This is a genomic window from Embleya sp. NPDC025285, assembly GCF_055558835.1.
Window position 1 is genome coordinate 35,169 of sequence record NZ_JBVHLU010000028.1, and the last position, 25,919, is coordinate 61,087.

The window sequence follows — 25,919 nt, forward strand, 5'->3', positions numbered from 1 at the left end:
GACGCCGCATCTCGTCGCGGGGCCGGCCCGGTGTGGCACGGGAGCTTCCCGACGGTGGTCGGTCGACGCCGCGATCGCCGGGTCAGGAGCCGGCGTCGAGCGGGCGCAGGAAGCGGCGTTCGTAGCGCTTGATGCAACCGGTCTCGCGGGCGAGTCGGATCGCGTCCTGGCACTCGGGGTCGGTCGCGCTGTCGACGCGGTACCGCTCGTAGGCGGCGAAGCCGGGGAAGGAGAAGAGCGCGTAGGCGATGTCGCTGTCGCCTTCGCTCGGCAGGAAGTAGCCGTGGTGGGTGCCGCCGAAGCGGTTGACCAGGCCGACCCAGCGCCGGCCGTACTCCTCGAAGTCCGCCAGTTTGTCGGCGTCGATCTCGTACTTCAGATGAATGGTGATCACGCGCACATGATGCCGCGTGCCGCGGGGCGCCGCGACGTCGGCCGCGCGGTGTGTGGTCCGGGGCCGGCCGGAGTGCTCCGGACGGCCCCGGGAGTGTGCTCGCACCGGGGGGTGAGGGCTCACCGGGGCGCGCGGTCAGGCCGGCGTCACAGGTCGGTGGCGATGATCTTCTCGATGTTGCGTTCGGCGAGGGCGGTGATGGTGACGAACGGGTTGACGCTGGTGTTGCCGGGGATCAGCGCGCCGTCGATCACGTACAGCCCGGAATAGCCGTGCAGGCGACCGTAGTTGTCGGTGGCCTTGGTCAACACCGCGCCGCCGAGTGGGTGGTAGGTGAGGTGGTCGCCCCAGATCTTGTACGTGCCGAAGAGGTCGGTCCGGTAGATCGTCCCCTCCTTCGCGTTGATCTTGTCGAAGATGGTCTTGGCCATGTCGATGGACGGCTGTTTCCAGGAGGACTGCCAGTTCAGGTCGACCTTGCCCGTCGCCGCGTTCCAGGAGAACCGGGCGCGGTTCGGGTTCTTGGTGATCGACAGGTAGAACGAGGCGTAGGTCTCGATGCCGGTGGGCAGCGGGGCCACCTCGGCGAACGCGCCGCCGGCGTTCCAGTTGTCGATGCCGCCGGTGGGGATGGAGGACTGGAGGGAACCGGTGGGATCCCACAGGTGGTTGGCCCGGCCGCACATGACGTTGCCGTTGTCGCCCCAACCCTGGCCGATCTCGCCGTTCAGGGCGGGCAGTGCTCCGGTGGCCTTGAGCCGGACCAGCAGCTTGCTGGTGCCGACGCTGCCCGCGGCGAAGAAGACCTTGTCGGCGACGACGGTCTTGGTGACCGTGGTGGCACCGCCGGTGTCGATCCGGTCGATCACCACGGTGTAGCCGCCGCCGGCCGCCGGGGAGACCGAAGTGACCTTGTGCAGTGAGGAGATGGTGACCCGGCCGGTGTCCCGGATCCGGGCGAGGTAGGTCTTCTGCAGGGACTTCTTGCCGTAGTTGTTGCCGTAGAGGATCTCACCGGCCAGCGCGGACTTGGGGACGACGCCGGCGGCCTCCTGCTTCATGTAGTCCCAGTCGTACACGGTGGGCACGAACACGAACGGGAAGCCGGAGCGCTGGGCGTGTTTGCGGCCGACCCGGGCGTACTGGTAGCAGGCGGTGGTGTCGAACCAGGCCGGGTCGATGGTGGCCACGCCCAGACCGGCGTTGGCGCGCGGGTAGTAGGTGTTGTACATCTCGTCGGCGTTCACCGAGGGCAGGATGGCGCCGAAGTTCTCCCGCTTGGGGGTCACCGCCATGCCGCCGTTGACCAGCGAACCGCCGCCGACGCCTCGGCCCTGGTAGACGGTGATGCCGGCGAACTCCTCGGCGTCCAGGATGCCGGTGTACCTGGGGATGTCCCGGTCGATCGGGAAGCCGAGGAAGTTGCTCAGCGGTTGCTTGGTCTTGGTGCGGAGCCAGAAGGAACGGGCGTCGGGGGAGGTGGTGTTGGCGAAGATCTTGCCGTCCGGGCCGGGGGTGTCCCAGGACATTCCCATCTCGATCATGTGCACGTCGACGCCTGCCTGGGCCAGACGCAGTGCGGCGACACAGCCGCCGTACCCGGTGCCGATCACCAGGGCCGGGACGCGTGCCCCGGAGGGGATCGAGGCGGCGGAGGCAGCCGCCGTCGACTGGGCCGCGCCGGCGCGGCCGGCGAGGGCCGCGACGCCGAGGATGGAACCGGTTCCAGTAACGAAAGTGCGGCGCGAGAAACCCTTGGAACTGTTGCTGCGCATGGCGGAATCGCTCATGTGACGTTCCTCACTCTGGGACGGAGTGGGAACAAGTTCTAGGCGTGATCGCGTGACAAGTCACGGCATACTCGTGAGTAACTTCCGCGTGGTTACCGGTACTTGCCCACGGGTCGCGCAGCGTCGATCGGTGGTTACGCAAGCGGCCGCACGGGCGGCCGTGCGAGCGGCGGGGCGCCCGGTTGCGCGAGTGGCGGGCACGCGGTCGGGCGGACGGTCGAGTCGGGCGCGGGGGAGTCCGGCCGGAGGTCGTCCCCCGCGCTCAGGGTGTGTTCGCGGTCGCGGTCGCGGATCGCGAGTCGCGATCGTGGAGCGTTACGGCTGCCGGGAGTTCAGGCACAGCCCGAGCAACCGGCCGGACCAGGGGGGCTATCCGGGGCGGTCGACCTCGAACTGCGAGAGAGGAGTGAAGCCGAGCGCCTTGTACTGCTCGACGAGCGCAGCGTCGCCGCCTGCGTAGCAGTCGACCCGGATCAGGTCGACGGCGCGACGGGTCGCCTCACGGCGTACGTCCTCGATCAGCGCGGCGCCGACGCCCGCTCCGGAGAAGCGCCGGTCGGTGACCAGGAGGTTGACGAACCACTCGGGTTCGTCGGCCGCCGGGATGTACTCGGAGGGTGTGTCGGAGCGACGCAGCCGCCGGCCGGTTCACCGTCGATCTCGGCCAGTCGGGCGTGGCCGTGGCGCAGGACCTTGTCCACGCGTCGCACGGCCTCGGGACGGGTGGACCACGGTTCGGTGCCCCATTGGCCCTCGCGACCGGAGGCGGCCGGCCAGGCCGCCGCGCGGTCGAGCATGGTGAGGAAGATCGGCAGCGCGGTCGTGTCGACCGTGCGGATGCGCACCCGACGCGGGGGGTGGTGTGCTCGCGAGTGATGGGGGACCTCCGACTCCTCGTTCCGGTGGCCGGGGTCGACCGACCGACCGGGCATGGGTGGGCCAGGCCGCCGCGCGGGTCGCGTGGCGCTCGAGGATCGCCTCAGGGGGTCGCGGGTGGCGGCGAGTGTGATCGGGCGATGCCGCGGTCGGGGACACGGGCGCGGCCGGGTGTCGCCGTACGACGAAGGCCCTGCGGATCCCGGTCCGGGGCGGGGATCCACAGGGCGGCTCGGCGTCCCGGGGGGAGCGCGCGGTCCGGTCCGAACCGGACACGGTGTCGCGGAACACGTGTGGACATCCTCGCGATCGTCATCGGTACGGCGATATCCCAGATCCCTGGGAGGTTTGCGGGAGACCGCGTGTCGACCCCCGGCGTCCGCCCCGACGGTCGCTCTGCGGACGCGGTCGTTGCCTGCGTGTTACGTTCGCGCCATGGCATCACGTGGCGTGAGTGCGCGGCGGGCGATCGAGGGCCTGCGTGAACTGGCCGGGGCGGGCCTGGAGGCCGACGCGATCTTTCGCCGGTCCGACGAACTGCTGCGCGACGTACTGGAGTTCGACGCGGTGTGTTGGCATACCGCGGACCCGGCGACCGGATTGGTCACCTCGGTGCTGAGTGACGATCTGAGCCTGGAGGGCTTCCACGCCGCGGTGCGGTTGGAGGTCTGGCACGACGACGTGAGCACCTTTCCCAAGATCCGGCACAGCGGGCTTCGGGCCGAGACGTTGGACCGGGCGACCCGGGGCCGGCCCGAGCGCAGCCTTCGATTCCGGGAACAGATCGCACCGGCCGGCTTCGGGGACGAGATGCGCACCGTCTTCGACACGCGGGGCGGCATGTGGGGCTGTGCGGCGTTCATGCGGGCGGCGGATCGTGGTCCGTACCTGGGCCGGCAGCGGGATCTGGCGGACGTCGCGGCCCGGCACATCGGCAACGCGCTGCGCGCGTGCCACCGGGTCGCCGCGCCGGCGGCGTCGGGCGATCAGGCGCCCGCGATGGTCGTGCTCGGGCCCGGGAACGGTCTGGTGGCCGCCGACGAGCGGGCGCAGTGCCTGCTCGCCGAGCTCGCCGACGACGCGGTCGGCGCGCTCTCGGTGCCGACCGCGTTCGCGGTGGTCTCCGAGCACGCTCGGTTGGCCGCGTCCGGGGTGCCCGTCTCGTCGGCCAAGGTCCGGGTGCGCACCCGTGACGGACGCTGGTTCGTGCTGCACGCCTCGCTCCTGGACGGCCTCGCCGACGGCCACGTCGGAGTCGTGGCCTCGCCGGCTTCGCCGGCCGAGACGATGCCGCTGTATCTGGCCGCCTACGGGTTGACCGGTCGCGAGCAGGAGGTGGCGCTGCTGGCCGTTCGCGGCTGCGACACCAAGGAGATCGCCCGTGCCCTGGCGATGACGCCGTACACCGTCCAGGACCATCTGAAGGCCGTGTTCACCAAGGCCGGGGTGACCAGTCGCCGCGAGTTGATCGCGCGGATCGTGATCGGGGAGCGGGCCACGGGGTGAGCGCCCGGCCTCCGGGCCGGATCGTGGTTCGGGCGCGGGTTCCGGGCGCGGGTTCCGCGCGCGGGTTCGGGGTGCGGGCCTTGGGTGAAGCGGAGGCCGGGGCGGCCGTCCGGGTCGATGTTCTCCGTGGCGGTGAATTCCGTTCGGGCCGGGCCGGTTCGCGAGCCGACGTGGTCGAGGGTGGCGAGCGCGCACAGCGTGCGCGGGACGTGGTCGGTGCCGGCCGGTGCGCAGACCTCGGGGACGGCCGCCGTGGCGAGCTCCCGCCGGCGGCCTGTTCGGCGACCCTCCTGGGCTTTTCCGGGGACCGGAGGCCGCCTCGCGGGTGAGCGGTGGACGACTCCTGCAACGCGAGCTGCAACGCGAGTCGCAACGGAATCCACAACGAAATCTGCAACGGAATCCGCGACGGGACCTGCAACGGAGCAGCGGACGGGACGGAACGCCGGACCGGGCACGGGGCCGGGAACGCTAGGTGGAGCGGAGGAGGGGCGGCAGGTGATGCCGCCAAGAAGTGCCGCTCGACCTCGAAGTGGAGACCGGGCGGGTCCGACCCGCGATGTTAGGGTCGGGGCGCAACCCGAGGCACCGAATCAACCTCCTGGAAAGGGCACCCCTCATGCGCGGAAAGACCAGCGGTCTCAACGGAGTTCGTCCGATCAACTCATCCGCTGCGGGAGCCACTGGCCGTCATGAACCACTTGAACATCGGGATCGTCGCGCATGTTGACGCCGGCAAGACCAGTCTGACCGAACGCCTGCTGTTCGACGCGGGTGTGATCACCCGGATCGGCAGCGTCGACGAGGGAAGCACACAGACCGACTCGCTGGCCCTCGAACGCAAGCGCGGCATCACCATCCAGTCCGCCGTGGTGGCGTTTCGGATCGGCGACCTCCGGGTCAACGTGATCGACACCCCGGGCCACTCCGACTTCGTCGCCGAGGTCGAACGCGCGCTGCGGGTACTCGACGGCGCCGTACTCGTGGTGTCCGCGGTCGAGGGTGTGCAGGCCCGAACGCGGGTACTGATCCGCTCGCCGGCCCGACTCCGCATCCCCGTACTGGTGTTCGTCAACAAGATCGATCGCCGCGGGGCGCGCTACGCCGACCTGCTCGACGAGGTCGCCGCCGAACTGGGCCCGAACTGCGTCGCGATGGGATCGGTCGCCGACGCGGGCACCCCTGACGCACGATTCACGGCCTTCGGCGGCACGGACGCGCGGTTCGCCGCCCGGCTCGCGGAGGCCTTCGCCGACCACGACGACGCGTTCGTGGACGCGTACCTGGACGACCGGGTCACCCTCACCGAGGCGGACTTTCGGCGCGCGCTCGCGCGCCATGTCGAGCACGCCCGGGTGTATCCGGTGTTCTTCGGCTCCGCGATCACCGGCGAGGGAATCGACCACCTGGTCCGGGGCATCGCCGAACTCCTGCCCAGGGTCGGCGAGGAGGCGGCCGAGCAACCCTTGCGCGCGGTGGTGCTCAAGATCGAGCGGGGCCGCGCGGGGGAGAAGATCGCGTACGTCCGCACCCGAACCGGCACGCTCCGCCCGCGTGCGGCGGTCGCCTTCTATCGGCGCGAGACCGGCGCAACGGCCCGCGCTCTACGCCGCGTTGCTGCGGATCGCCGAGCAGGATCCGATGATCGACGTGCGTGGCGACGAGGCGACCGGGGCGATCTCGGTGCGCCTGTACGGCGAGGTGCAGAAGGAGGTGATCGCCGCGACGCTGGCCGACACGTACGACCTCCGGGTCGTGTTCGAGGAGTCGCGCCCGCTGTACTTCGAGAAGCCGGTCGGGGTCGGCGAGGCGGTTCAGGAGATCGCCGGTGACGGGGTGAACTTCTTCTGGGCGACCGTGGGTCTGCGGGTCGAACCGGCGGACCCCGGGGCCGGGATCGTCTTTCGGCTGGGGGTGCAGCTGGGTGGGCTGCCGCTCGCCTTCCATCGGGCGATCGAGGAATCCGTGCACGGCACGCTGCGTCAGGGCATCCGGGGCTGGGAGGTGTTGGACTGCGCGGTGACGCTGACCCGGACCGGGTTCGCGAGCCCGCTCAGCGCGGCGGGCGACTTCCGGAACGTCACACCGCTGGTCGTCGGCGACGCGCTCAAACGCGCGGGCACGCGGGTGTTCGAACCGACGCACCGGTTCGAGCTGGAGGCACCCGTGACGAGCGTCGGGGCGGTCTCGGCGCTGCCGGCGGGTGCGCGGGCGGTGCCCGAGGAGCAGTCCACGCGGGGCGACCGCTGCCTGGTACGGGGCACGATCCCGGCCGCCGAGCTGCACGGGGTCACCCGGCGGCTGCCCGAGTCGAGCCGGGGGGAGGGGGTCCTGGTCAGTGAGTTCGAGGGATATCGCGCCTTCACCGGCCATCCGATCCCGATCCGGGCCCGGACCGGGCCCGATCCCTACGACCGGGATCGATACATGCTCCACACGCTGGGCCGGGTGCGGGGCTCCTGACGCGCGATCCGCCGCGGCCGGGCCTGGAAGCCCGGCCGCGGCGGATCGTGTAGTACGTCGGTGCTCGCGCTCGGGGGTCAGTCCCGGTGCGGCGGGGCGGCGGCCGTGGAGTCGCGCGCGACCGGACGGGGCGCGAAGCGGTGGTCGACGTGCGGGGTGTGGTAGCCCTGGAGCCGTTGCCACATCGCGGTCGCGATCGCGGTGGACATCTGCTCGATGGGCTGTTGCACGGTGGTCAGCGGCGGGTCGCTGTGCGCCGCGAGGTAGGAGTCGTCGTAACCCACCACCGAGACGTCGTGCGGGACCCGCCGGCCGGCCTCGCGCGCGGCCGAGACCACGCCGAGCGAGTGGTTCCGCCGGGGCCGGGCCGAACCGGACTCCGCCGAGGCGGGCTTCTACTACTTCGACGCCGAGAACCGGGGCCGATACGCGTCGTTCCGCCGTGTCGACACACTGCCCAGGTTCGACCACGCGTCCGCCGAACTGCGCGCGCGGTTGTACGACGGACCCGATTCGGTGGTTGCCCGCTACCCGCGCGACTTCGGCCTGGATGGCGCAGGACCGCAACGCCGAGGTGGCGCGCACGACGCGGCCACCCTCGACGCCGCCGTCCCGCGTCGCTGAATCCGAGCGAGACGCTGACCGGGTCCAACGAGGTGTTTTCGGACACCACTGGGACGCACCACCGGGAGCTGTTCGAGGATCCGCCGCACCCGTTCGGCAGGCTCGATTCGCCCGAGGGCACGTTGGTGTTCGGGCGCGGCGACGCGCTGGTGTGCGCGGTGAATTCGGGCGCGGAGCCGGTCCGGCTGCCCGAGTACGGCGCGGTGTTGCCGGCCGGCGGCGCGTTGCCCGGGGGCGGGATCCTGCCGGGCGACACGGCGGTCTGGTACGCGGTGGACGGCCGCTGAGGGTGCGTTCGGTCGGCGGTTCCGTGCGAGGCCCCGACCGGCGGCCATGTGCCGGGCGGGGTGGGCGTGTTGCTGTGTCGTGCGCACGCGACGCCGTCGGACCCGCACTCGCGACGCCGTCGGACGGCGCACTGTCGTCGTGGGCCGCGCGTCCGGCTAAGGTGAGTGCGTGGTGCAGTTCGAAGCGAATGTGGACGCGGAACGCCGAGCCTGGCTCGGGCAGCAGCTCGGCGACACCAATGTCGCGGCGTCGCCGCACTTGGCGAGGCTCCAGGGGACCGATGCCGAGGACGAGGTGGCATTGCACCTGTTCGCCCTCGACGACGACGGCACGATCATCGGCGGTTTGGCCGGATACACGTGGGCCTACTGGCTGCACGTGGACCTCCTGTGGGTCGATTCCACCCGGCGCGGCACCGGGCTCGGCGGGGAACTGCTGGCCCGGGCCGAGAAGATCGCGCTGACCGAGCGCGACTGCCGGCATGTGCGGTTGGAGACCTGGGAGTTCCAGGCGCCGGACTTCTACCGGAAACAGGGCTACGAACTCGTCGGCACGGTGCCGGACTACCCGCCGGGCAGCACCGAGTACATCTTCGCCAAGCGCCTGGCCTGACGACCTCGTCCTCCCGGCCGGCCCGGAAGGGCGCTGCGGCCGGGCATTGTGCCGGGACTGCCGGGACGTCGGTCGCGCGTCATCGGTCCCGGGATTCGTCGATGTCGGCGAGCGGCGGTTTTCCGCCGTGCTCTCCATGCCGGGACAATCGGTTCCTCGGGCGGTCGGTACGCGGCGGCGTTCGCCGATCCGCCCCCGCGCGGTCGCGGCGGCAGGCTCTTCGACGGTCCTCGGCGGCCTTCCCGGAGGTGGCTTCGGGTACGACGCGCGGGGCGCTTGCTCGGCGATGAGTTCTCGGGTGTGTCGGGGTCTACCCCGGGAGAGCGGGTATCCGCCGTCGACACCGACGGCGGCCCGCCTCGGGTCGACCTAGGAGTCGTGACGCATGTCCGAGTGGACCGTCCTGTGGGAGAACATTGCTTTCGGTGAGTCGGCGCGGTGGTTCGAGGGCCGGTTGTGGTTCTCCGACTGGGGTGCCCAGGAGGTGCTCGCGGTCGCGCCCGACGGTGTGGGCGAGGTGGTGGTGCGGGTGCCGTTTCCGTCGATGCCGATGTGCATCGATCGGCTGCCGGACGGGCGGCTGCTGATCGTCTCGTCCAGCGAGGCACGCGTGGTGACCCTCGAGGCGGACGGGTCGTTGCTGGAGTACGCCGATCTGGGCGCGGTCGGGGACGGTTTCAACGAGATCGTGGTGGACGGACGGGGCAACGCGTACGTCAACGGGATCGGGTTCGACCTGTCGGCGGGGCAGGCGTTCCGGCCGGGGTTCATCGCGGTGATCGCCACGGACGGATCGGTCCGGCGGGTGGCCGACGACGTCGCCTTTCCCAACGGCATGGCGGTGACCCCGGACGGCTCGACGCTGATCGTCGCCGAGTCGTACGGCAACCGCCTCACCGCGTTCGACATCGCGGTCGACGGCGGGTTGTCGAATCGCCGGGTGTGGGCAGACCTCGGCGACGGCGTTCCGGACGGGATCTGCGTCGATGCCGAGGGCGCGGTCTGGTACGCGGACGTGCCCAACGAGCGGTGTGTGCGGGTTCGGGAAGGGGGCGAGGTGCTGCGGACGGTCGAACTGGACCGGGGTTGCTTCTCGTGCGCTCTCGGCGGTCCCGACGGGAGGACGCTGTTCGTCGTCGCCACCGAATGGCACGGCATGGCCGACGCGACGGAGGGTCCGCGCACCGGCCGGCTCGTCGCGGTCCCGGTGTCGGTGCCGGCGGTCGACCGGTGAGCGCCGGTACGCCCGCGCGGGTCGGTGCGGCCGAATGGGTCGGCCGTTCGCGACGCGTTCCGCGGGTCGCCGCCGGGGTGGTGGTGTACGCCCCTGTGCGCAGGCGCGATGACCTAGAGTTACCCAATGATTTTCATCGTGGTGAAGTTTCCGGTGAAGCCCGAACACGCCGACGAGTGGCCGCAGCACGTCGAGGCGTTCACCCGGGCCACCCGGGGCGAGCCGGGCAACCTGTGGTTCGAGTGGTCGCGCAGCGTCGAGGACCCCAACACGTACGTGTTGGTCGAGGCGTTCCGTGACGACGCTGCCGCGGCGCACGTGAACTCCGACCACTTCAAGGCGGCCCTGGAGCAGATCCGTCCGCTGATCCGGCACACGCCGGAGATCGTGAGCACGGTGATCCCGGACGCGAACGGGTGGAGCGCGATGGGTGAGTTGCGGATCGACTGACCGGGACACCGGGCCGGTGGGTGGGGCCTCGCGTGGGCGAGGCCCGACCCACCGATGCCGGACAGGGCCTAGTGCAGGACCTTCAGGCCGATCACGCAGCCGACGATGCCGGCCAGCAGCAGGACCTTGACGACGGAGAACGCCTCGCCGTCGAAGAGCATCGCGTAGGTGACGGTCAACACCGCGCCGATGCCCACCCACACCGCGTAGCCGGTGCCGACCGGCAGCTCGCGCAGGGCGTACGCCAGGCCCGCCATGCTCGCGGTCAGGCCGATGCCGAACACCATGGTCGGGAAGAGTTTGCTGAATCCGGCGGACTTGCCGAGTGCCGTCGCCCAGACGGCTTCCAGGACACCGGAGATGATCAGGACGATCCAAGCCATGACAGGCACGCTCCCTGACACCGTCTTGTCTCAACCGGGTACGGCGTGCCTCGTCCGGGAGCCGGTTCGGGCTCCGTGAACCACTCTCGCACGCGGCACTCGGCGCACAAAATCCGGGATTCGGCCACCCTTCGGGCGCACGATTCCGGTGGTGCCGGTCACCCTGCGGGCGGGGTCGGCGAGCAGTGGTCGCCGAGCAGGGCGCGCAGGGCGTTGTCCAGGGCGGGGAGCAATTCGGCCTCCGCGTCCGGCGTGTAGAGCATGCGCATGGCCAGGCCGTCGGACAACGCGATGACCGCGTCGGCGATGCGTTCGCACGCGTCCCGGCCGTGCGCGGGCAGCGCGGCGGAACCGAGCCAGTCGGCCAGCGCCGCGCGGATGTCGGTGTCGATCTCGCGCTGGGTCGCGGCCAGACCGGGGTGGTGGACGGCGCGGGTGACGAAGGCGAAGCGCACGGTCGCCTCGGCGCGCCGGGCGGCGTCCAGCGGGAGGGTGGTCAGCACCAGGCGGCGCAACACCTCATGCGGCGGCCCGGTGGGATCCACCTCGGCCCACCGCCGCTCCACCGCCTCGCCGGCCAACTCGGCGGCGAAGCCCAGCATTTCGTCCTTGGTGCGGAAGTACTTCTGGACCGCGCCGGCGGAGCGCCCGGCGGCGGCGGCCACCGTGCGCACACTGACCTCGTCGAGGCCGTTGCGGGACACCAACTCCAGCAGCGCGGCCCCGATCGCCCGCCGTTGCGCGTCGCGGTCCACGATCTTGGGCATCGATCCCCCCTGACAAGTTTTGGATACGACTGTATTCTAAAGACTCGGTGTCCGCCCGGAAGGAGATTGTCGTGGATGCTCGACTCGATCACGCCATGCGCGCGTCCGATCACGATCGCGACACCACACTGGCCCGGCTCGCCGCCGGCTACGCCGAGGGTCGACTGGACCGGAGCGAGTACGACGAGCGCGCGACGCGCGCCGCGGCCGCCTCCGTGCTCGGTGAACTCGCGGAACTCACCGCGGACCTGCCCGCCGCGCGGCCACGCGCGGCCACGGTCGCGACCACGCGGGCCGAGCGGGATCGCCGGGACCTGCGCGAGTGGCTTCAGGAGTGGCGCTACTGGCTGGGCGGCGCGGTGATCCTCACCGGTGTGTGGGGAACACGCTGCGTGCTCAAGGGGGAGCTGATCGGCTACTGGCCGATCGTGCCGCTGGGCGTGTGGGCCGCGGTTCTGATCGCGATCGCGGTCTGGCCGCGCGGCGACGCGGACGACGAAGCCGAACGCTGACCGAGGGCGCCCGAGTGGACGCCCGCCCCGGTCGGTCACCGGGACGTGGCGGTCAGGAAGGATTCGGCGATCGTCGTGCGGGCGTACAGGACCGCGCGGCCGGCCCGGTGCGCGGTGACCAGGCCCGCGTCGCGCAGCGCGGTCAACTGCTGGGACACCGCCGCCGCGGAGAGCCCGGTTCGCCGGGCCAGTTCGGTGGTCGAGGCCGGAGTGTCCAGTTCGCTCAGCAACAGGGTGCGCGAGCGGCCCAGGACGGCGGCCAGGGCCTCGGTGCCGGTGACCGGACGCGGGGTCCACAACCCGCCGATGCCCCGGGCCGGATAGGCCAGTTGCGGTGGCTCGGGCGGGGTGACCCGGGTGAACGGGTCCGGTCCGGTGAACACCGACGGGATCAGCAGCAGTCCCGCGCCCGCCGTGCGCCGGGACAGCGCCCGCTCCCGCCGACCCAGCCGCAACGTGTCGTCGTCCCAACTGACCGACGGGTGCAGCTCGTTGAGGAGCCGACCGGCCCCGCGTTCGGCGACCTGCCGGGCCCGGTGGAAGACATCGGCGTCGAGTACCGCCCGGATCCGCGCCCAGTAGGGCGCGAGCGCCAACTCCCAATAGGTCTCGATCTCCTCCGCGACCCGGGCCAGCCGGGCACGCGGATCGGCGTACAGGGCCTCGGTCCTGGGGCCCAGCCCGCCGCGCTCGTGGCGCAGCCGATCCAGGTCGCGGCGTACCGAGGCGACGGGAGTGGCCACGATCTCGGCCAGTTCCGCCGCCAGGGTGGAGGTCGGCCCGGTGGGCGCCGGGTTGAGGAAGTCGGGCACGTAGCCCGACGGCGGGATCAGCTCGGCGAGTCGGCCCCGGTCCAGCCCGGCGGCCGCCACGCGAGGGCGGACCTGCTCGATCCAGGGCCGGTGGATCGCGTGGGCGGCGCCGGAGCACAGCAGCCGGAAGCTGGGGCCGACCTCCCACATCGGCGAGACGGCGAACCGCATCCGGGCCAGATCACCCGCCGAGAACGCCAGCTTCGCCGACATCTCCACCCCTGAGGATTCGGATATACCTTAATCGATGGTGATCAGCCTAGCCCCCGAGGATCATGCCGCCATGACCACACAGACGATCACCGCGACGGAATCGGGCACCTGGACGCTCGGCGACCTGACGATCAACCGGATCGGATTCGGCGCGATGCGCCTGACGCAGGACGGCGAGGCGCTCGCGGCCGACGCGGTGCCCAGCGATCGGGAGCGGGCGATCGGCGTGCTCCGCCGCGCCGTCGAACTCGGGGTGAACCACATCGACACCGCCGCCTTCTACTTCTCGCCGCTGCGCTCCGCCAACGAACTGATCAACCGGGCGCTCGCCCCCTACCCGGACGACCTGGTGATCACCACCAAGGTCGGACCCGGCCGGGACGCGGCGGGTCACTGGGCGCCGCACGCGAGGACGCCGGCGCAACTGCGCGGCCAGGTCGAGGAGAACCTGCGCCAACTCGGCCGTGATCACCTCGACGTGGTGAACCTGCGTGTCCTGGGCACCGACTCGATCGCGGAGCGCTTCGGCGCACTGGCCGACCTGCGTGCGGCCGGTCTGATCCGACACCTGGGCGTTTCCAACATCCACCCCGAGCAACTGGCCGAGGCACGCGCGATCGCGCCGGTGGTGTGTGTACAGAACCCGTACGGCATCGGAATGCGGGCCGACCAGGGCGAGTTCGTCCGCACCTGCGGTGAACAGGGCATCGCGTTCGTACCGTTCTACGCCATCGCCGGTACCGGGCGCCAGGTCGGAGCAGTCAACACCGAGGCGGCCGAGGTGCTGGAGGTGGCGCGAGCGCACGGGGTGAGCGCGGCGCAGGTCCGGATCGCCTGGACGCTGCACCAGGGGCCGCACATGCTGGCCATACCCGGCACCGGCAACCCGGACCACCTGGTCGCCAACGTGGCCGCCGGCGCGCTGCGGCTGACCGAGGCCGACTTGGCCGTACTGGGGGACCTGCACCGACGCGAGGCGTGAGCGAGGCGGCCGGCGGCCGAGCCGCGTGCGTCGACCGGCCGCGCACGCCGGGTCGCGGGGCCGCGGTGGCGCGGGTCGGGGGCGGCGGCGTCGGTGATCGTCGCTACCGTCGTCGACATGAACCCCGAGCCCGCCAGGCGCTTCGACCCGCTGCCCGGACGAACCGGCCATGTGGCCGGCATCGAGTCGCTCGTCCTCGACGGGCGGCGCCACTACTTCGGCTTCGACGGCACGAGCGACATGGTCGTCTCGCCGTTGATCGACGACCCGGACGCGATGGCGGTGTTCGCGAGCGAACACATCCGGCAGACCGACGGCCTGCACGAACCGGCCTACTGGATGGACCTGGTCGCCTGGGCCGTACAGGGTTCGGACCTGGTGGCGCAGGACGCGGACCGGGAATTCGACACGGCTCGACTGCGTGGCGAACTCCCCGCTCCGGGAAGTCACCTGCTCTACCTGCTCGACGCGGTGGCCGGGTGGGACGAGTCGCTGTCCATGCCGGACCACGTGCGTCGGGCCTACGCGCGACTGGGGTTCGACGAGGACGACCCGGTCGAGTGCCTCGACCACGCCCTCGAGGTGGTGCGTGCCCACGGCGCCGGCGCGCACCCCGACGAGTGGGCGGTGGTCCGCTTCCAGTTGACCTTCGCGGTACGGCGCGTGCCGGCCAACTGGACGCTGCTGTTCGATGCCGTGGGGGAGTGCGTGGCCGCCCACGGTTGAACGAACGACCCTGCCGGCTACGGGAGTCGGGCGGTGCGGCTCAGCGGCGGATCAGATGCATCGGGAGGGCGCTGGGGGTCAACACGCTGCGCGGGGTGGCCCGGACCGGGGTACCCGAGGCCGGGCGCAGGCGCCAGCGGCCCGCGATGGAGGCCAGCGCGAGCGTGGCCTCGGTCAACGCGAACGTGTCGCCGATGCACTTGTGCGGACCCGTACCGAAGGGCACGAAGGAAGCGCGCGACCAGGCCCCCGAGGCGAAGCCGTCGGCCTGGTCGCGTTCCGGGCAAAAGCGCTCCGGCTCGGGGTGGAACTCCGGGAGACGATGCAGGATGTACGGGCTGAACACGAGCTTGCTGCCGGCGCGCAGCCCGCGGCCGGCCACCTCGATCTCGCGCGTGCTGGTGCGCGGGAGCACCCAGGCCGGTGGGTACAGCCGCAGCACTTCGCGGATCACCCGGCCGGTCCACTCCAGTCGGGGCAGGTCGTCGGGACCGGCCACGCGCCCGTCGAGGACGGCGTCGACCTCGGCGTGCAGCGCCGCCTCCGCCTCGGGATGCGCGGCGACCAGATGCAGCGCCCAGGACAGTGCGGACGACGTGGTCTCGGCGCCGGCCAGGATCAACACCGCGACCTGATCGTGCAGTTCCCGCTCGGTGAGCGCTCCGCCCGCCTCGTCCCGGGCGGCGATCAGACGACCCAGCAGATCCCCGCCGTCGGCGTCGTCCGCACGGCGCTCGCCGACGATCCGCGTTACGTGGGTCCGCCATGTGGCCAGGCCCCGGGTGTAGCGCCGGGCGCCCGGGGTGGGCAGGATGTCGACGGCGGGCAGCAGCGCGCGCAGGTAGACGCCCTTGAGGAAGGTGTCCAGACTGTCCCGCAGTTCGGCGATGTCGCGATCGGTGATGCCGCCGCCGAACAGGGTGCGGACCGCCACGGTCGTGGTGAGCGCGAACATCTCGTCGACCATGTCGAGCACCCGGCCCGGTCGCCAGTGCTCCAGCGCCACGCCGATCTCCCGCCGCATCGCGTCGGCGTAGCCGGACAGGTGTTCGGACCGGAACGCGGGTTGCATCAGCATGCGTTGCCGCCGGTGGTCGGCGTGCGGGCAGGTGGCCAGACCGTTGCCCAGGGCCGCGCGCGAACCCTCGTACAGCGGCCCGACCCGATCGAAGGTGCGGCCGTCGCTCATTACCTGCCGGGCGAGTTCGGGATGGCACAACACGAACGCGGGGCGTGGGCCGAGCCGGATCTCGACCAGTTCACCGTGCGCGGGCAGCGAGCCCAGGAAGCGCAGCGGGGCGTGCAGCAGGTGCGGGAGGTGCCCGAGTACGGGCCAGGCCCCGGGCGCCCGGCCGGTGCGCGCGGTGGACGTGGTCCGCCGGGGCGGGTGTCGGGTCGTCATGGGTCGCTCCCTCGTGTGCCGGACGGCGGTGCTCGGGCGCCGCCACCGCGCAGCGCGGTGTCCGCTTCCATTCCAGCAGCGCCGGACCGGGCGCGGGGGGACGTTTCCGACACCGGCGTGTGTCGTCGCGGGCGGCCGGGCCCGGCCCGAGCACACTTCGACCCGCGCGTCCATCGGGTATGCCCCCGGGTTCGGCCCGGGCGTGCCCGGATCCCGCCCTCCCTGCTGTCCGGATGTTCGCCCGCTCGCCGAATGCCTAGCGTCGAGGCATGGGAAATCGAGGGTTCGACACACCAGGCAGGAACTCCCGTACGGCACCGCGCGCCGGTGCCCCGACCTCCACCGCCCGCTCTGCCACTCGCCGGCTCACGGCGGCGCTCGTCCTGGCCGGCCTGCTCAGCGCGACGGTCACCGCGACCGCGGGGGCCGCGGCGCCTGCCTCGCCCGCCACGCCTGCCGCGTCGCAGGCGGCCGTCGACCGGCTCGGGCGCGGCACGCTCGTGGACTTCGTCGAGTTGCGGACCGTGACCGCCGGGCAGGCCCGGCAGGAACTGCGCGACGACCGCTGGGATCCGGGCACCGTCCGCGACGACGTCACGTTGTACCGGCTGGTCTACCGCACCGTGGACGCGACCGGCCGACCCACCACCGCGACCGGTCTGTTCGCGCTTCCGGCGAGCGCGGATCGACGACTGCGCGTGGTGTCGTTCACGCACGGCACCGAGTTGTACCGGCGCGACGCGCCGTCCACCGCCGAGGACACGTGGGGCATCGCGCCCGCGCTGACCTTCGCCTCGGCCGGATTCGCCGCCACCATGCCCGACTACCTCGGTCAGGGCGAGGGCCCGGGCCCGCACCCGTGGATGGACATCCCGTCGGAGACCACCGCCTCGCTCGATCTGCTGCGCGCGGCAAGGTCGTTCGCCGACTCGCGCGGACGAAGTCTGGAACGGGAGGTGTACGTCAGCGGGTTTTCCCAGGGCGCCTCCGCCGCACTCGGACTGGCCCGTGCGCTCCGGTCCGGCGCGGACGCGTTCTTCCGGGTCGGCGCGATCGCGCCGATCAGCGGTGCCTACGACTTCCGCCGCGCCGAACTGCCCGCGCTGCTGCGCGGCGACCTGGACGAGAAGGCGAGCGTGATCTACGCGAGCCTGCTACTGGTCTCCTACAACCGCCTGCACCACGTCTACGACCGACCGGCCGACGTCTTCCAGCCGCTGTACGCGGACACCATCGAGGGCCTGTTGGACGGCTCGCACACCCCCACCGAGGTCTTGCGGGGGACCCCGGAGAACATCGACGCCCTGCTCACCGGACCCGGGCGGGCCCTGTTGGAGCGACCCACCGGCGCGTTCGCCGCCGCGCTGCGGGAGACCGACTCGGTGTGCACGAATTGGCGCCCGGGGGTGCCGGTACGGCTGTACGTGGCGGTCGACGACCAGGAGGCCGCACCCGCGAACACGGCGCACTGCCGGGCCGCGTTGCGCGCGGCCGGGGCGGACGTTCGGGTCACCCGCTTCGGCCCCGAGGTGACGCACTCGGACTCCAACCGCCTGGGCACCGCCGCCGTCGTCCGTTGGTTCCGCGAACTGGGTTGACCCGCGCGGACCGTGGTCGACGTCAGGGCCGGGCCGGGGGTGCGGCGGACAGGCTGCCGGCCCGCCGAGCGCGGGGCCGGCGGTGCGCGGTCGGGCGGGTCAGGCGGCGCAGTGTACGCCGTCACCGCTCCGGCACACGTCAACCTCGCCGAGTTGCTCGTGCTGCCCACCGCGCGGGCCTGACGACGCGGAGCCCCGGCCGTGGGGCTCGGGCCCGGGGCCGGGCAGAGGGCCGCCCGGGCCTCGAATCCGAATCCGAATTGCGAGTCCTGAATTCCGGAGGCCCCGCGCGGATGAGGAGGGAAGGGGTGCCGGTGCCCCCACGACCGGGGGCCGGGCGGATCCGGCAGCGCGAGCAGCGGCAGGCGGCGCAATGGTGCGGGCTCGCCCGGCAGCCCGAGTCCGTACCAGTGCGCGCTCCGGGCGGCGCCGACGGGTGGGCCCGACGAGGAGCATGTGGCACCGGCCCGGAAGTGGAACCGTCGTGTTCCCAGCGGTGCGAAGGCGCATCTCCCCCGGCCGTCGACCTTCGAGCGGTTCGTCGGCTCGGCACTGGAGTCCTTCGAGTCGTGGGATCCGGCGGCGTGGATCGAGCGGTGTCGGGCGGGCGGTTGTGGCCTGTTCCTCGACGCGTGATCGGTCCGCGGGACGGTCCGCGACGGGTGCGGACCCGGTGGGGCTACGCCTGGCCCGTTTCGAAGCGGCTGATGCGGCCGTCGGGGGTCACGGTGAAGCGCCACGCGGTGCGCATCTCGCCCCAGGTGTCGTTGCGGTAGCCCACGATCAGGGCGTGGCCGCCGGCGGACTCGGTCACCACGTCCATGTGGCCGTTGGAGGAGAAGATCTCCCGATCCACCCAGTCGTGCAGGTCGCGGTCCGAACCGTCGTCGGACATCGTCGCGTCGGCGGTGAGGAGCGCGGCGAAGGCGTCCCGGTCGTGCGCGTTGACGGCGGCGACGAAGGCGCCTACGGCCGGGTCGGACAGCTTGCCGGGAGCGATGGCCACGGGGATCTCCTGAACGGGCGGACGAACGGGGGACGAACCGACGAACGGCGCGCGTACGTTCCGCGCGACGTGCACGGTGGGTGCCCTACCAGGGAACAACACGACCGCCCCTCGGACGTCGACCCTCACTCGTTTGCCGCATGGCGGCGTGTCAGAGCGGGTTCGCGCACCCGCCGTCCGGGCCCGGGCCCGCTCCCGGCGACGTCGCTCAGGCCGTGTTCATCGTCTACCTCCTGCGCACCGGACGCCGCCGCGTAGGCGTCACCGCGATCACCACCGCGGGTGCGACGGTGGCGCTGTCGGCACTGGTGCTGCCCGGGGCCGCCCGGCGGTTCCGGACCGACCGGGTCGTCACCCCCGAGCGGGTCGGCCGGGTGGAGAACGCCGCGAATCAGTCGGTGCGCGGGTTGCCCACCCGAGTGACCGGCTTGTTCGATCCCGGGATCGGCGGGACGTTGACCATCGTCATTGTGGGTGTGCTGGGCACGCTCTGCGCCGTGGTCGCCCACCGCTGCCGACGGCTTCGAGCTGTTGCGTTCGTCCTGTGACGTGGCCTTCGGGGTGGCCTTCCTGTGCGTGACAGCGCGGTTCGGTCCGGAACCGGCGAGGGCCGCGGTACCGGCATCCGCCGTCGGGGTCTCGTGAACTCGCGCATAGAGGTGGGTTGTTCGTCGCCCATCGGCGAGGAGGGCGGGCGCGACGGCGGTTCTCGCGGCTCGCCTCGGCGAGGCGATTTCGCGACCTGCCCGGCCGGCGGTCAGTGGTGCAGGGCGTGCCGCAGGGCGTGGACGAGGGCGTCCGGGTCGATGGTGGGATCCAGGTGCAGTATCGGTACGGCCTGATCGGGGCCGTCGGGGATCGGTCGAGGGCGAGCGGGTAGCCGCTCGCCCTCGGGGGTGGGGGTGGGGTCGAGGAGGTCGAGAATCTCCTCGATCGCGCCGGCGAGTGTGCCCAATGCCTCGTCGAGCGACGTGGATGTGGTCATGACGGATCAACGAGTCCCCGCCGCCGGCCGCAACGGCGTGTGCCGGCACACCATCCGATCGACTGCCTTTGTGTCACTCCCACCGGGCCCGGCGGCCGGGGTGTGGGCGCGGACTAAGGTGGGTTACATGGCGAAACGCGGCCCGTACGAGAAGGGCGAGGCGAAACGGCGGGAGATCCTGCGGGTGGCCCTGGAGGTCTTCGCCGAGGAGGGCTATCGGGGTACGTCGCTGCGCAAGGTCGCGGCGCGGTGCAACCTGAGCCTGCCGGGCCTGATGCACTACTTCGCGTCGAAGGAGGACCTGCTGACGCAGGTGCTCCGTGCCCGCGACGAGGAGAACCGCCGGTTGTGGGAGGACTACGACGGGCCCGATCCGCATCTGGAGATGGTCCGCGCGGGAGCGCGCGCGGCCGGGTTGATCGAGCTCTACGTGTCGATGGCCGCGGCGGGCAGCGATCCCGAGCATCCGGCCCACGCGTTCTTCGCCGAGCGCTATCCACGCTCGCGGGAGTCGGTGCTGGCCGCGATGCGATCGCGCGTCGAGGACGGTTCCATCGACAGTGTGATTCCGCCGGAGCGGCTGGCGGTGCTGCTGATCGCGGTCGCGGACGGCATCCAGTTGCAGTGGCTCAACGACCGCTCGATCGACATGGAGCAGGCGATCAAGGACATCCTGACCCTGGTGGAGCCGGCGCCGGCACCCGCTGCGACGGGCCGCGACTGAGCCGGATTCGGGCCCGGCGGGTGCGGCGTCCTCGTGGCACCGCACCCGCCGGTCGGCTCGGGTCCGACCTCAGCCCGCGGCCTGCGCGACCCGCTCGGCGAGTACCGCCAGTTCGTCGCGGCCGATCAATCCGCCGGCGAAGTCGGCGACCACCTCCAGTGGGACGTTGTGCGCGGCGCGCTGCAACATCGGGTCCTCCGCGAGCCGTGAGGTGAGGTCGGAGCTCGCGCGGGCCAGTCGCTCCAGGAGCAGCGGGCCGCCCACCGGGTGGGCCAGCCACTCGCCCAGCGTGCTGTGCACGTTCAATTCGGCGCCGGCGTCGTCGGCGGTGACGGCCAGGTCGACGGACAGCCGGATGTCGCGAGAGGACGCGGCGGCCTCGATGCGGTAGGTGCCGCCCTCGACCCGCCAGCCGTCGTTGCGCACGCTGTAGTACGCCAGGTCCGCGCGGTCGAACTCGACCAGCACCTCCCGGCTCTCGCCCGGCTCCAGACGCACCGACGCGAAGCCGCGCAGTTCCCGGATCGGCCGCTCCACCGTCGAGCCGGCGGGTGCCGAGGAGTACACCTGCACCACCTCGCGACCGGCGCGGTCGCCGGTGTTGGCGACGGTGACCCTTACGGCGAACCCGGTGTCGTCGGCGGTGGGCGCCACGGTCAGGTCGCGGTAGGCGAAGGTCGTGTAGGACAGGCCGTGGCCGAACGCGAACGCGACCTCGCGGCGGGCCGCGTCGTAGCCCCGGTAGCCGACGAACACGCCCTCGCCGTAGCGCACGTGGCCCTCCGCGCCGGGGAAGGTCAGGAAGCTGGGGGAGTCCTCCAGGCGCAGCGGGATGGTCTCGGCGAGCTTGCCGGAGGGATTGACCGCGCCGAACAACACGCGGGCGAGCGCGCCGCCGCCGGCCTGGCCCAGCAGCCAGCCCTCGACGAGCGCGGGCACCCGCTCGTGCCACGGCGCGGTGCGCACGACGCCGCCGTTGGAGAGCACCACGGCCACCCGGGAGTTGACCGCCAGGATGCGCTCCAGCAGCGCGAGTTGCTCGGCGGGCAGGTCGATGTGGTCGCGGTCGAAGCCCTCGGACTCGTCCTGTTGGGCCAGGCCCAGGAAGAGCACGACGGTGTCGCTCGCGGTGGCGAGGCGGACCGCGCGGTCGGCGGCCCCGACCGGGTCGGCGTCGGGTTCGGGGCCGTCCGCGAGTGGGTAGCCGGGCTCGAAGTCGACCCGGGCGCCGGTGGCGAGTTCGCGGATGTGGTCGAGCGGGACGTCCACCCGGGTGGGCGTCACCTGGGAGCTGCCGCCGCCCTGGAAGCGCGGGGTGCGGGCGAGTTCGCCGATCACCGCGACGCTGCCCGAGGCGGGGTCGAGCGGCAGCAGCGGGCCCTCGTTCCGGAGCAGCACGACGCAGTTGTCGGCGACCTCGCCGGCGAGTCGGTGGTGCTCGTCGTACGGCGCGGTCGAGCCGTCGCCGGCGGGTCGCGCGGCCAGGTGGGCGAAGTGCACGAGCCGCTCGACGGCTTGGTCGAGCACGACCTCGTCGAGCTCGCCGGCGGTGACGGCGGCGACCACCTCGCGGTCGGTGCGCCCGCCGGTCGGCGGCATCTCCAGGTCGAGTCCGGCGCGCAGCGCGGCGACCCGATCGCGCACCGCGCCCCAGTCGGACATCACCAGGCCGTCGAAGCCCCACTCGGTGCGGAGGATGTCGGTGAGCAGCCGAGTGTTCTCGGACAGGGTCACGCCGTTGACGCCGTTGTAGGCGCACATCACCGCCCAGGGCCGAGCGCGGCGGATCACGCGTTCGAACGCGCGCAGGTAGATCTCGCGCAGGGGGCGCTCGTCGATGTCGGCGCTGACCCGCATGCGGTCGGTTTCCTGATTGTTGGCCGCGTAGTGCTTGAGGGTGGCTCCGGTGCCGTGCTCCTGGAGGCCGCGGACCAGGGCGCCGCCGAATTCGGCCGAGTGCGTCGGATCCTCGGAGAAGTACTCGAAGTTGCGCCCGCACAGCGGCGAGCGCTTGATGTTGATGCCGGGGCCGAGGAGGACACCGATGCCGTGCGCGGCCGCCTCGACGGCGAGCGCGGCGCCGACGCGGTGGGCGAGTTCGATGTCCCAACTGCTGCCCAGCGCGACGGCCGGCGGGTAGCACGTCGCGGGGGCGGCCGGGCTCAGGTCGAGTTGACCCGGCTCGCGATCGGGACGTTGCAGGCGTAGCCCGTGCGGGCCGTCGGACATGGTGATCGACGGGATCCCCGCGTGCTCGATCGCCTTGGTGGTCATCTGGCCCAGGCCGCTGGTCAACGCGGCCTTGTCGGTCAGGGTGAGGTCGTGCGCGGCCATGGCGACTCCGATCGGTGGGTCCCGGGGCAGTCCGGGCTACTGCCCGGTTCAAAAACCATATGGTGATCGGTTTTGATGGTCAAGGGTGACCCGTCGTGTGCCGTGACGCGATCACTGGGTCGGATGGCCGACGTTGCGGCCGCGCCCTCGACGACGATCGGACGCCGTCCGGGGTGACCGCGGGATCCGAGCGGGCTGCCGGTCATTCCCTGCCGGGAATTGTCCGGTCCCCGCGAGGGTCGCAAGATCGTTCCCACGGCGCCGCCGAGACCGGCGGGCCGGACATCGTCGACGAGTTCGGGAGAACTCGTCGGAACACACACGGGAGACACGACCATGTCGCGGACCACGACGACCATCGAGACCACGACCGGGACCGCCGGGACGACCGGGACCGGCACGTCCGGCGAGACCGCCGGGACCATGACGACCGCTCAGGTCATCGAGCGGTTCAACGAGGCGTTCACCGCGCACGATCCGACGCTCCTGGCCGGTCTGGTCGCCGACGAGTGCGTGATGGTGAGCGTGCAGCCGGCGCCCGAGGGCACGCGGTACGAGGGGCTGGACGCGTGCCTGGGCTTCTGGCAGGAATTGGCCGCCGACACGAACACCGCCTTCCGGCCCCAGGAGGTGTTCGTGTTCGGGGATCGCGCGGTGATCCGCTGGAACGTGTACTTCGGCGGGGGCGAGGTGAACGAGGTGTTCGGCGACGCGCACGCGGGGTCCGCGTGGGTGGCGGGCGTCAATCTGATGCACATCCGCGACGGACGCATCGTCGAGGCGTTGGGCTACAGCAAGTCCCCGTGACCGGGCGGCTTCCGCTCGTCCGGCGGCAGCGGGCCACGCGGGCGGGCCGCGCGGGCGGGCCACACCGGCCACGCGGGTCGCCCGGGGACATGCTCCGGGCGACCCGCGGCGGCGGGCCGGGTCAGGCGTTGGAGCCGGCGTCGACGGTCAGCGCGCTGCCGGTGATGCCGCCGGCACCGGGGCCGGCCAGGAACGCGACCGTCGCGGCGACCTCCTCCGGGTCCAGGAAGCGTCCCAGCGCGCTGAGTTGGCGTTGCGCGTCGGCGTCGGGGCCGACCGCCGGGTTCATGTCGGTGTCGGTCGAGCCCGGGTGCACCACGTTCGCGGTGATCCCGCGCGGCCCCAGCTCGCGGGCCAGGCCCCGGGTCAGGCCGCCCAGCGCGGCCTTGCTCATCGCGTACAGCGCGATGCCCGGGAAGGGCACCCGGTCGGCGAGGCAACTGCCGATGGAGATGATCCGGCCGCCCTCGGGCAGGTGTCGGATCGCGGCCTGGGAGGCGAGGAACGCGGCGCGTACGTGGATGGCCAACGTGCGGTCCAGCTCGTCCAGGGCGACCTGCTCGATCGGGCCGTTCGGGAAGACGCCCGCGTTGTTGACCAGGATGTCCAACCGCCCGAACTCGGCGTGCGCCCGGTCCACGGCCTCGGTCACCGCGTCGGCGTCCGCCACGTCGGCCCGAATCGCCAGGGCCCGCCGGCCGGTCGCCTCGACGGCGGCCACCACCTCCTGGGCCTTCTCCTTGCCGGTCGCGCTCACGTAGGTGAACGCCACGTCCACGCCGTCGTGCGCCAGGCGTCGGGCGATCGCCGCGCCGATTCCCCTGCTGCCACCCGTGATCAGCGCGGCCCTGTTGCCCGTCGCGCCCGTTGCGTCCGTCGGCTCGTGCATGCCCGTCCCCCGACTCCGTGTCGATGTTCTTTTTCGGTTCGCCGATTTCTGTGTCGATCGGCACAGAAATAATCACAGGGCCGTCCGGGCAGGTCAAGGCATATATTGAACGAACGACACAGAAATGGATGAGCGAAGGGCGGTGGCCCGGCTTGGCCGGACGCGGACGACCCAGGGGATTCGACCGGGACGCGGCCCTGGAACGGGCCATGCGGGTGTTCTGGGATCTGGGCTACGAGGCGACGTCGATGACCGACCTGACGTCGGCCATGGGAATCGGTTCGCCCAGCCTGTACGCGGCCTTCGGTTCCAAGGAGGAACTGTTCCGCGAGTCGCTGCGGCTGTACGGCGACACCGAGGGCCGGACGGTGACGCGGGCCCTGGTCGAGGAGCCGACCGCGCGGGCCGCCGTCGCGGCGATGCTGGCCGCCAACGCGCGGGCGTACACCGAGGAGGCCAAGCCGCGCGGCTGCATGATCGTGCTGTGCGCGACGAACTGCTCCGAGGCGAACGCGCCCGTGCGCGAGCACGTGGCCGGCGTGCGCAAGGAAGGCATCGACGACCTGACGCGGAGACTATGCCAGGGCGTGCGCGACGGCGACGTCCCCTCCGGCGTCGACGCCGCCACCGTTGCCTCCTTCTATAGCGCGGTGATCCAGGGCATGTCCGTGCAGGCCCGCGACGGCGCGTCGCGCGCGGACCTGGAGCGGCTCGCGGCGTGCGCGATGGCGGCGTGGGACGCGGTCGTCGGCGGCGCGGCGGGCCCGGGTTCAGCCGACGAGGGCACGCCCTAGCTCTCGACCGAGTTCCGGGTAGGTGGGCGCGAGTTCGCGCAGGCCGGCCGCCGGCGCCCGGTCGTCCCCGACCACGAGCGGATACTGCAACGCCCCGACCGACGCGGCCTGTCGGCCGGCGATCCGCGCGACCTCGTGCAGACCCAGCCCGGCGAGACATCCGGCCGCGTTGTCGAGCCTGCGCGCGCCGACCCGGACGGCGAACGACGCCGGCAGCGTGCGCACGTCCGGGGCGAGTCCGCGCGACACCGTCTCGGCCGGCGCGTGCAGCGCTTCGGCGCCGCCGAGGGTGCCCGGCGGCACGGGCAGGTCCGTGCGGCCGGCGAGCCAGTGCGCGGCGGCGGGCAACGACTTGCGCAACACGTCGGCGACGGCGACCTCGCGGACTCGGACGAACCGCGTGCGCAGCACGAACGGCTCATCCAGGTAGGCGATCTCCGCGCCGCGCCACGCGGCGGCGAACTCCCCGACGGGCAACGGGCGTACGGGTGCCCCTGCGGGTCGTGCAGGAGCACGGTGTCCTCGTCGGCGGCCGGCACCACCACGTAGTGGTCGCCGCCGTCCGCCACCGGTGTGCCGGGCCGATACGTCGACAGTCCGAGATCCAGCGGCCCGGCCAGGACCGGGCCCCGGGCGCAGGCGGCCCGCAGCCGGTCCAGGGCCTCGTCCGCGGTGCCGCCGCACTCGCGCTCGCAGGTCCAGCCCAGCGCGGTGACCGCGGCGGCCAGTCCCAGTTCCGGATCCCAAC

28 protein-coding genes and 1 riboswitch are annotated in these 25,919 nt (G+C 72.1%); of the genes, 15 read left to right on the top strand and 13 right to left on the bottom strand.

All coding sequences use genetic code 11. The features are described 5' to 3' along the window. Positions 1–82: 82 nt before the first annotated feature. The 3 genes from ACZ4FV_RS20510 to ACZ4FV_RS20520 form a co-directional block, all read right to left on the bottom strand. Entirely contained in the window at positions 83–394 is a 312-nt protein-coding gene (locus ACZ4FV_RS20510; RefSeq protein ID WP_402237334.1) for an NIPSNAP family protein, read from the bottom strand. A 146-nt stretch (positions 395–540) separates the two neighbouring features. Further along, entirely contained in the window at positions 541–2,184 is a 1,644-nt protein-coding gene (locus ACZ4FV_RS20515) for a GMC oxidoreductase (RefSeq protein WP_402237332.1), read from the bottom strand. A 518-nt stretch (positions 2,185–2,702) separates the two neighbouring features. Then, the gene (locus ACZ4FV_RS20520) at positions 2,703–3,029 is read right to left on the bottom strand and encodes a hypothetical protein (protein ID WP_465323030.1); all 327 of its coding nucleotides are present in this window, start codon (positions 3,027–3,029) and stop codon (positions 2,703–2,705) included. Between the two features lie 466 nt (positions 3,030–3,495). Between ACZ4FV_RS20520 and ACZ4FV_RS20525 the strand changes: the two genes are divergently transcribed. From ACZ4FV_RS20525 to ACZ4FV_RS20535, 3 genes are all read left to right on the top strand, one after another. Further along, positions 3,496–4,566: a helix-turn-helix transcriptional regulator gene (locus ACZ4FV_RS20525; RefSeq protein WP_395870114.1), complete on the top strand. Its 1,071-nt coding sequence runs from the start codon at positions 3,496–3,498 to the stop codon at positions 4,564–4,566. Between the two features lie 692 nt (positions 4,567–5,258). Continuing rightward, entirely contained in the window at positions 5,259–6,398 is a 1,140-nt protein-coding gene (locus tag ACZ4FV_RS20530; RefSeq protein WP_465323031.1) for a GTP-binding protein, read from the top strand. After that, positions 6,322–7,029 (top strand): hypothetical protein, encoded by a 708-nt coding sequence (locus ACZ4FV_RS20535; protein ID WP_465323032.1) that lies wholly within the window; start codon positions 6,322–6,324, stop codon positions 7,027–7,029. Before ACZ4FV_RS20530 ends, ACZ4FV_RS20535 begins: the two co-directional genes overlap by 77 nt. Before the next feature lie 77 nt (positions 7,030–7,106). On the opposite strand, the gene ACZ4FV_RS20540 is transcribed toward ACZ4FV_RS20535, so the two are convergent. Next, on the bottom strand, positions 7,107–7,367 hold the full coding sequence (locus tag ACZ4FV_RS20540; RefSeq protein WP_402237324.1) for a substrate-binding domain-containing protein: 261 nt from the start codon (positions 7,365–7,367) through the stop codon (positions 7,107–7,109). A 318-nt stretch (positions 7,368–7,685) separates the two neighbouring features. Here ACZ4FV_RS20540 and ACZ4FV_RS20545 point away from each other — a divergent pair, with 318 nt between their 5' ends. The 4 genes from ACZ4FV_RS20545 to ACZ4FV_RS20560 all read left to right on the top strand — a co-directional run bounded on the left by ACZ4FV_RS20545 (position 7,686) and on the right by ACZ4FV_RS20560 (position 10,237). Continuing rightward, positions 7,686–7,940 (top strand): DUF3459 domain-containing protein, encoded by a 255-nt coding sequence (locus ACZ4FV_RS20545; RefSeq protein ID WP_465323033.1) that lies wholly within the window; start codon positions 7,686–7,688, stop codon positions 7,938–7,940. A 172-nt stretch (positions 7,941–8,112) separates the two neighbouring features. After that, the gene (locus ACZ4FV_RS20550) at positions 8,113–8,553 is read left to right on the top strand and encodes a GNAT family N-acetyltransferase (RefSeq protein ID WP_465323049.1); all 441 of its coding nucleotides are present in this window, start codon (positions 8,113–8,115) and stop codon (positions 8,551–8,553) included. A gap of 385 nt (positions 8,554–8,938) precedes the next feature. Next, the gene (locus ACZ4FV_RS20555; RefSeq protein ID WP_402237319.1) at positions 8,939–9,787 is read left to right on the top strand and encodes an SMP-30/gluconolactonase/LRE family protein; all 849 of its coding nucleotides are present in this window, start codon (positions 8,939–8,941) and stop codon (positions 9,785–9,787) included. Between the two features lie 126 nt (positions 9,788–9,913). After that, entirely contained in the window at positions 9,914–10,237 is a 324-nt protein-coding gene (locus tag ACZ4FV_RS20560; protein WP_395870102.1) for a putative quinol monooxygenase, read from the top strand. Between the two features lie 68 nt (positions 10,238–10,305). Here the strand turns inward: ACZ4FV_RS20560 and ACZ4FV_RS20565 are convergent, their stop codons facing one another. Together ACZ4FV_RS20565 and ACZ4FV_RS20570 are read right to left on the bottom strand one after the other, a co-directional pair. Continuing rightward, positions 10,306–10,620, bottom strand: a complete 315-nt coding sequence (locus ACZ4FV_RS20565; protein WP_402237316.1) for a DMT family transporter — start codon at positions 10,618–10,620, stop codon at positions 10,306–10,308. 14 nt (positions 10,621–10,634) lie between these two features. Next, positions 10,635–10,697: riboswitch (guanidine-III (ykkC-III) riboswitch) on the bottom strand. An 81-nt stretch (positions 10,698–10,778) separates the two neighbouring features. Beyond that, on the bottom strand, positions 10,779–11,387 hold the full coding sequence (locus tag ACZ4FV_RS20570) for a TetR/AcrR family transcriptional regulator (protein ID WP_465323034.1): 609 nt from the start codon (positions 11,385–11,387) through the stop codon (positions 10,779–10,781). Positions 11,388–11,458: 71 nt separating this feature from the next. On the opposite strand from ACZ4FV_RS20570, the gene ACZ4FV_RS20575 reads away from it, so the two are divergent. Beyond that, on the top strand, positions 11,459–11,899 hold the full coding sequence (locus ACZ4FV_RS20575) for a DUF1707 SHOCT-like domain-containing protein (RefSeq protein WP_395870095.1): 441 nt from the start codon (positions 11,459–11,461) through the stop codon (positions 11,897–11,899). A 35-nt stretch (positions 11,900–11,934) separates the two neighbouring features. On the opposite strand, the gene ACZ4FV_RS20580 is transcribed toward ACZ4FV_RS20575, so the two are convergent. Then, the gene (locus ACZ4FV_RS20580) at positions 11,935–12,924 is read right to left on the bottom strand and encodes an ArsR/SmtB family transcription factor (RefSeq protein ID WP_395870093.1); all 990 of its coding nucleotides are present in this window, start codon (positions 12,922–12,924) and stop codon (positions 11,935–11,937) included. A gap of 70 nt (positions 12,925–12,994) precedes the next feature. Between ACZ4FV_RS20580 and ACZ4FV_RS20585 the strand changes: the two genes are divergently transcribed. Together ACZ4FV_RS20585 and ACZ4FV_RS20590 are read left to right on the top strand one after the other, a co-directional pair. Then, the gene (locus ACZ4FV_RS20585) at positions 12,995–13,906 is read left to right on the top strand and encodes an aldo/keto reductase (protein ID WP_395870092.1); all 912 of its coding nucleotides are present in this window, start codon (positions 12,995–12,997) and stop codon (positions 13,904–13,906) included. 117 nt (positions 13,907–14,023) lie between these two features. Continuing rightward, the gene (locus tag ACZ4FV_RS20590) at positions 14,024–14,632 is read left to right on the top strand and encodes a hypothetical protein (RefSeq protein ID WP_465323035.1); all 609 of its coding nucleotides are present in this window, start codon (positions 14,024–14,026) and stop codon (positions 14,630–14,632) included. Between the two features lie 40 nt (positions 14,633–14,672). Here the strand turns inward: ACZ4FV_RS20590 and ACZ4FV_RS20595 are convergent, their stop codons facing one another. Next, positions 14,673–16,034: a cytochrome P450 gene (locus ACZ4FV_RS20595; protein WP_465323036.1), complete on the bottom strand. Its 1,362-nt coding sequence runs from the start codon at positions 16,032–16,034 to the stop codon at positions 14,673–14,675. 269 nt (positions 16,035–16,303) lie between these two features. On the opposite strand from ACZ4FV_RS20595, the gene ACZ4FV_RS20600 reads away from it, so the two are divergent. Continuing rightward, complete coding sequence (locus ACZ4FV_RS20600) at positions 16,304–17,632, top strand: alpha/beta hydrolase (RefSeq protein ID WP_465323037.1); 1,329 nt, start codon at positions 16,304–16,306, stop codon at positions 17,630–17,632. A 679-nt stretch (positions 17,633–18,311) separates the two neighbouring features. Here the strand turns inward: ACZ4FV_RS20600 and ACZ4FV_RS20605 are convergent. Beyond that, positions 18,312–18,638: a sigma-70 family RNA polymerase sigma factor family protein gene (locus ACZ4FV_RS20605; RefSeq protein ID WP_331770504.1), complete on the bottom strand. Its 327-nt coding sequence runs from the start codon at positions 18,636–18,638 to the stop codon at positions 18,312–18,314. Between the two features lie 140 nt (positions 18,639–18,778). Between ACZ4FV_RS20605 and ACZ4FV_RS20610 the strand changes: the two genes are divergently transcribed. Next, the gene (locus ACZ4FV_RS20610) at positions 18,779–19,186 is read left to right on the top strand and encodes a glycosyltransferase 87 family protein (RefSeq protein ID WP_402237307.1); all 408 of its coding nucleotides are present in this window, start codon (positions 18,779–18,781) and stop codon (positions 19,184–19,186) included. Positions 19,187–19,395: 209 nt separating this feature from the next. On the opposite strand, the gene ACZ4FV_RS20615 is transcribed toward ACZ4FV_RS20610, so the two are convergent. Then, on the bottom strand, positions 19,396–19,623 hold the full coding sequence (locus ACZ4FV_RS20615) for a hypothetical protein (RefSeq protein ID WP_395870083.1): 228 nt from the start codon (positions 19,621–19,623) through the stop codon (positions 19,396–19,398). A gap of 127 nt (positions 19,624–19,750) precedes the next feature. On the opposite strand from ACZ4FV_RS20615, the gene ACZ4FV_RS20620 reads away from it, so the two are divergent. Next, on the top strand, positions 19,751–20,347 hold the full coding sequence (locus ACZ4FV_RS20620; RefSeq protein ID WP_395870081.1) for a TetR/AcrR family transcriptional regulator: 597 nt from the start codon (positions 19,751–19,753) through the stop codon (positions 20,345–20,347). Between the two features lie 69 nt (positions 20,348–20,416). On the opposite strand, the gene ACZ4FV_RS20625 is transcribed toward ACZ4FV_RS20620, so the two are convergent. After that, positions 20,417–22,681 carry a glycoside hydrolase family 3 C-terminal domain-containing protein gene (locus tag ACZ4FV_RS20625; RefSeq protein WP_395870080.1) on the bottom strand — a complete coding sequence of 755 codons (2,265 nt, stop codon included), beginning with the start codon at positions 22,679–22,681 and terminating at the stop codon, positions 20,417–20,419. Positions 22,682–23,017: 336 nt separating this feature from the next. On the opposite strand from ACZ4FV_RS20625, the gene ACZ4FV_RS20630 reads away from it, so the two are divergent. Beyond that, the gene (locus ACZ4FV_RS20630) at positions 23,018–23,488 is read left to right on the top strand and encodes a nuclear transport factor 2 family protein (protein WP_395870078.1); all 471 of its coding nucleotides are present in this window, start codon (positions 23,018–23,020) and stop codon (positions 23,486–23,488) included. Positions 23,489–23,609: 121 nt separating this feature from the next. Here the strand turns inward: ACZ4FV_RS20630 and ACZ4FV_RS20635 are convergent, their stop codons facing one another. Then, the gene (locus ACZ4FV_RS20635) at positions 23,610–24,377 is read right to left on the bottom strand and encodes an SDR family NAD(P)-dependent oxidoreductase (protein ID WP_402237301.1); all 768 of its coding nucleotides are present in this window, start codon (positions 24,375–24,377) and stop codon (positions 23,610–23,612) included. Positions 24,378–24,529: 152 nt separating this feature from the next. Here ACZ4FV_RS20635 and ACZ4FV_RS20640 point away from each other — a divergent pair, with 152 nt between their 5' ends. After that, entirely contained in the window at positions 24,530–25,171 is a 642-nt protein-coding gene (locus ACZ4FV_RS20640; RefSeq protein WP_402237511.1) for a TetR/AcrR family transcriptional regulator, read from the top strand. Here ACZ4FV_RS20640 and ACZ4FV_RS20645 read toward each other — a convergent pair. Continuing rightward, positions 25,148–25,648, bottom strand: coding sequence for a hypothetical protein (locus ACZ4FV_RS20645; protein ID WP_465323038.1), 501 nt, complete (start codon positions 25,646–25,648; stop codon positions 25,148–25,150). The genes ACZ4FV_RS20640 and ACZ4FV_RS20645 overlap by 24 nt on opposite strands. Positions 25,649–25,919 lie beyond the last annotated feature (271 nt).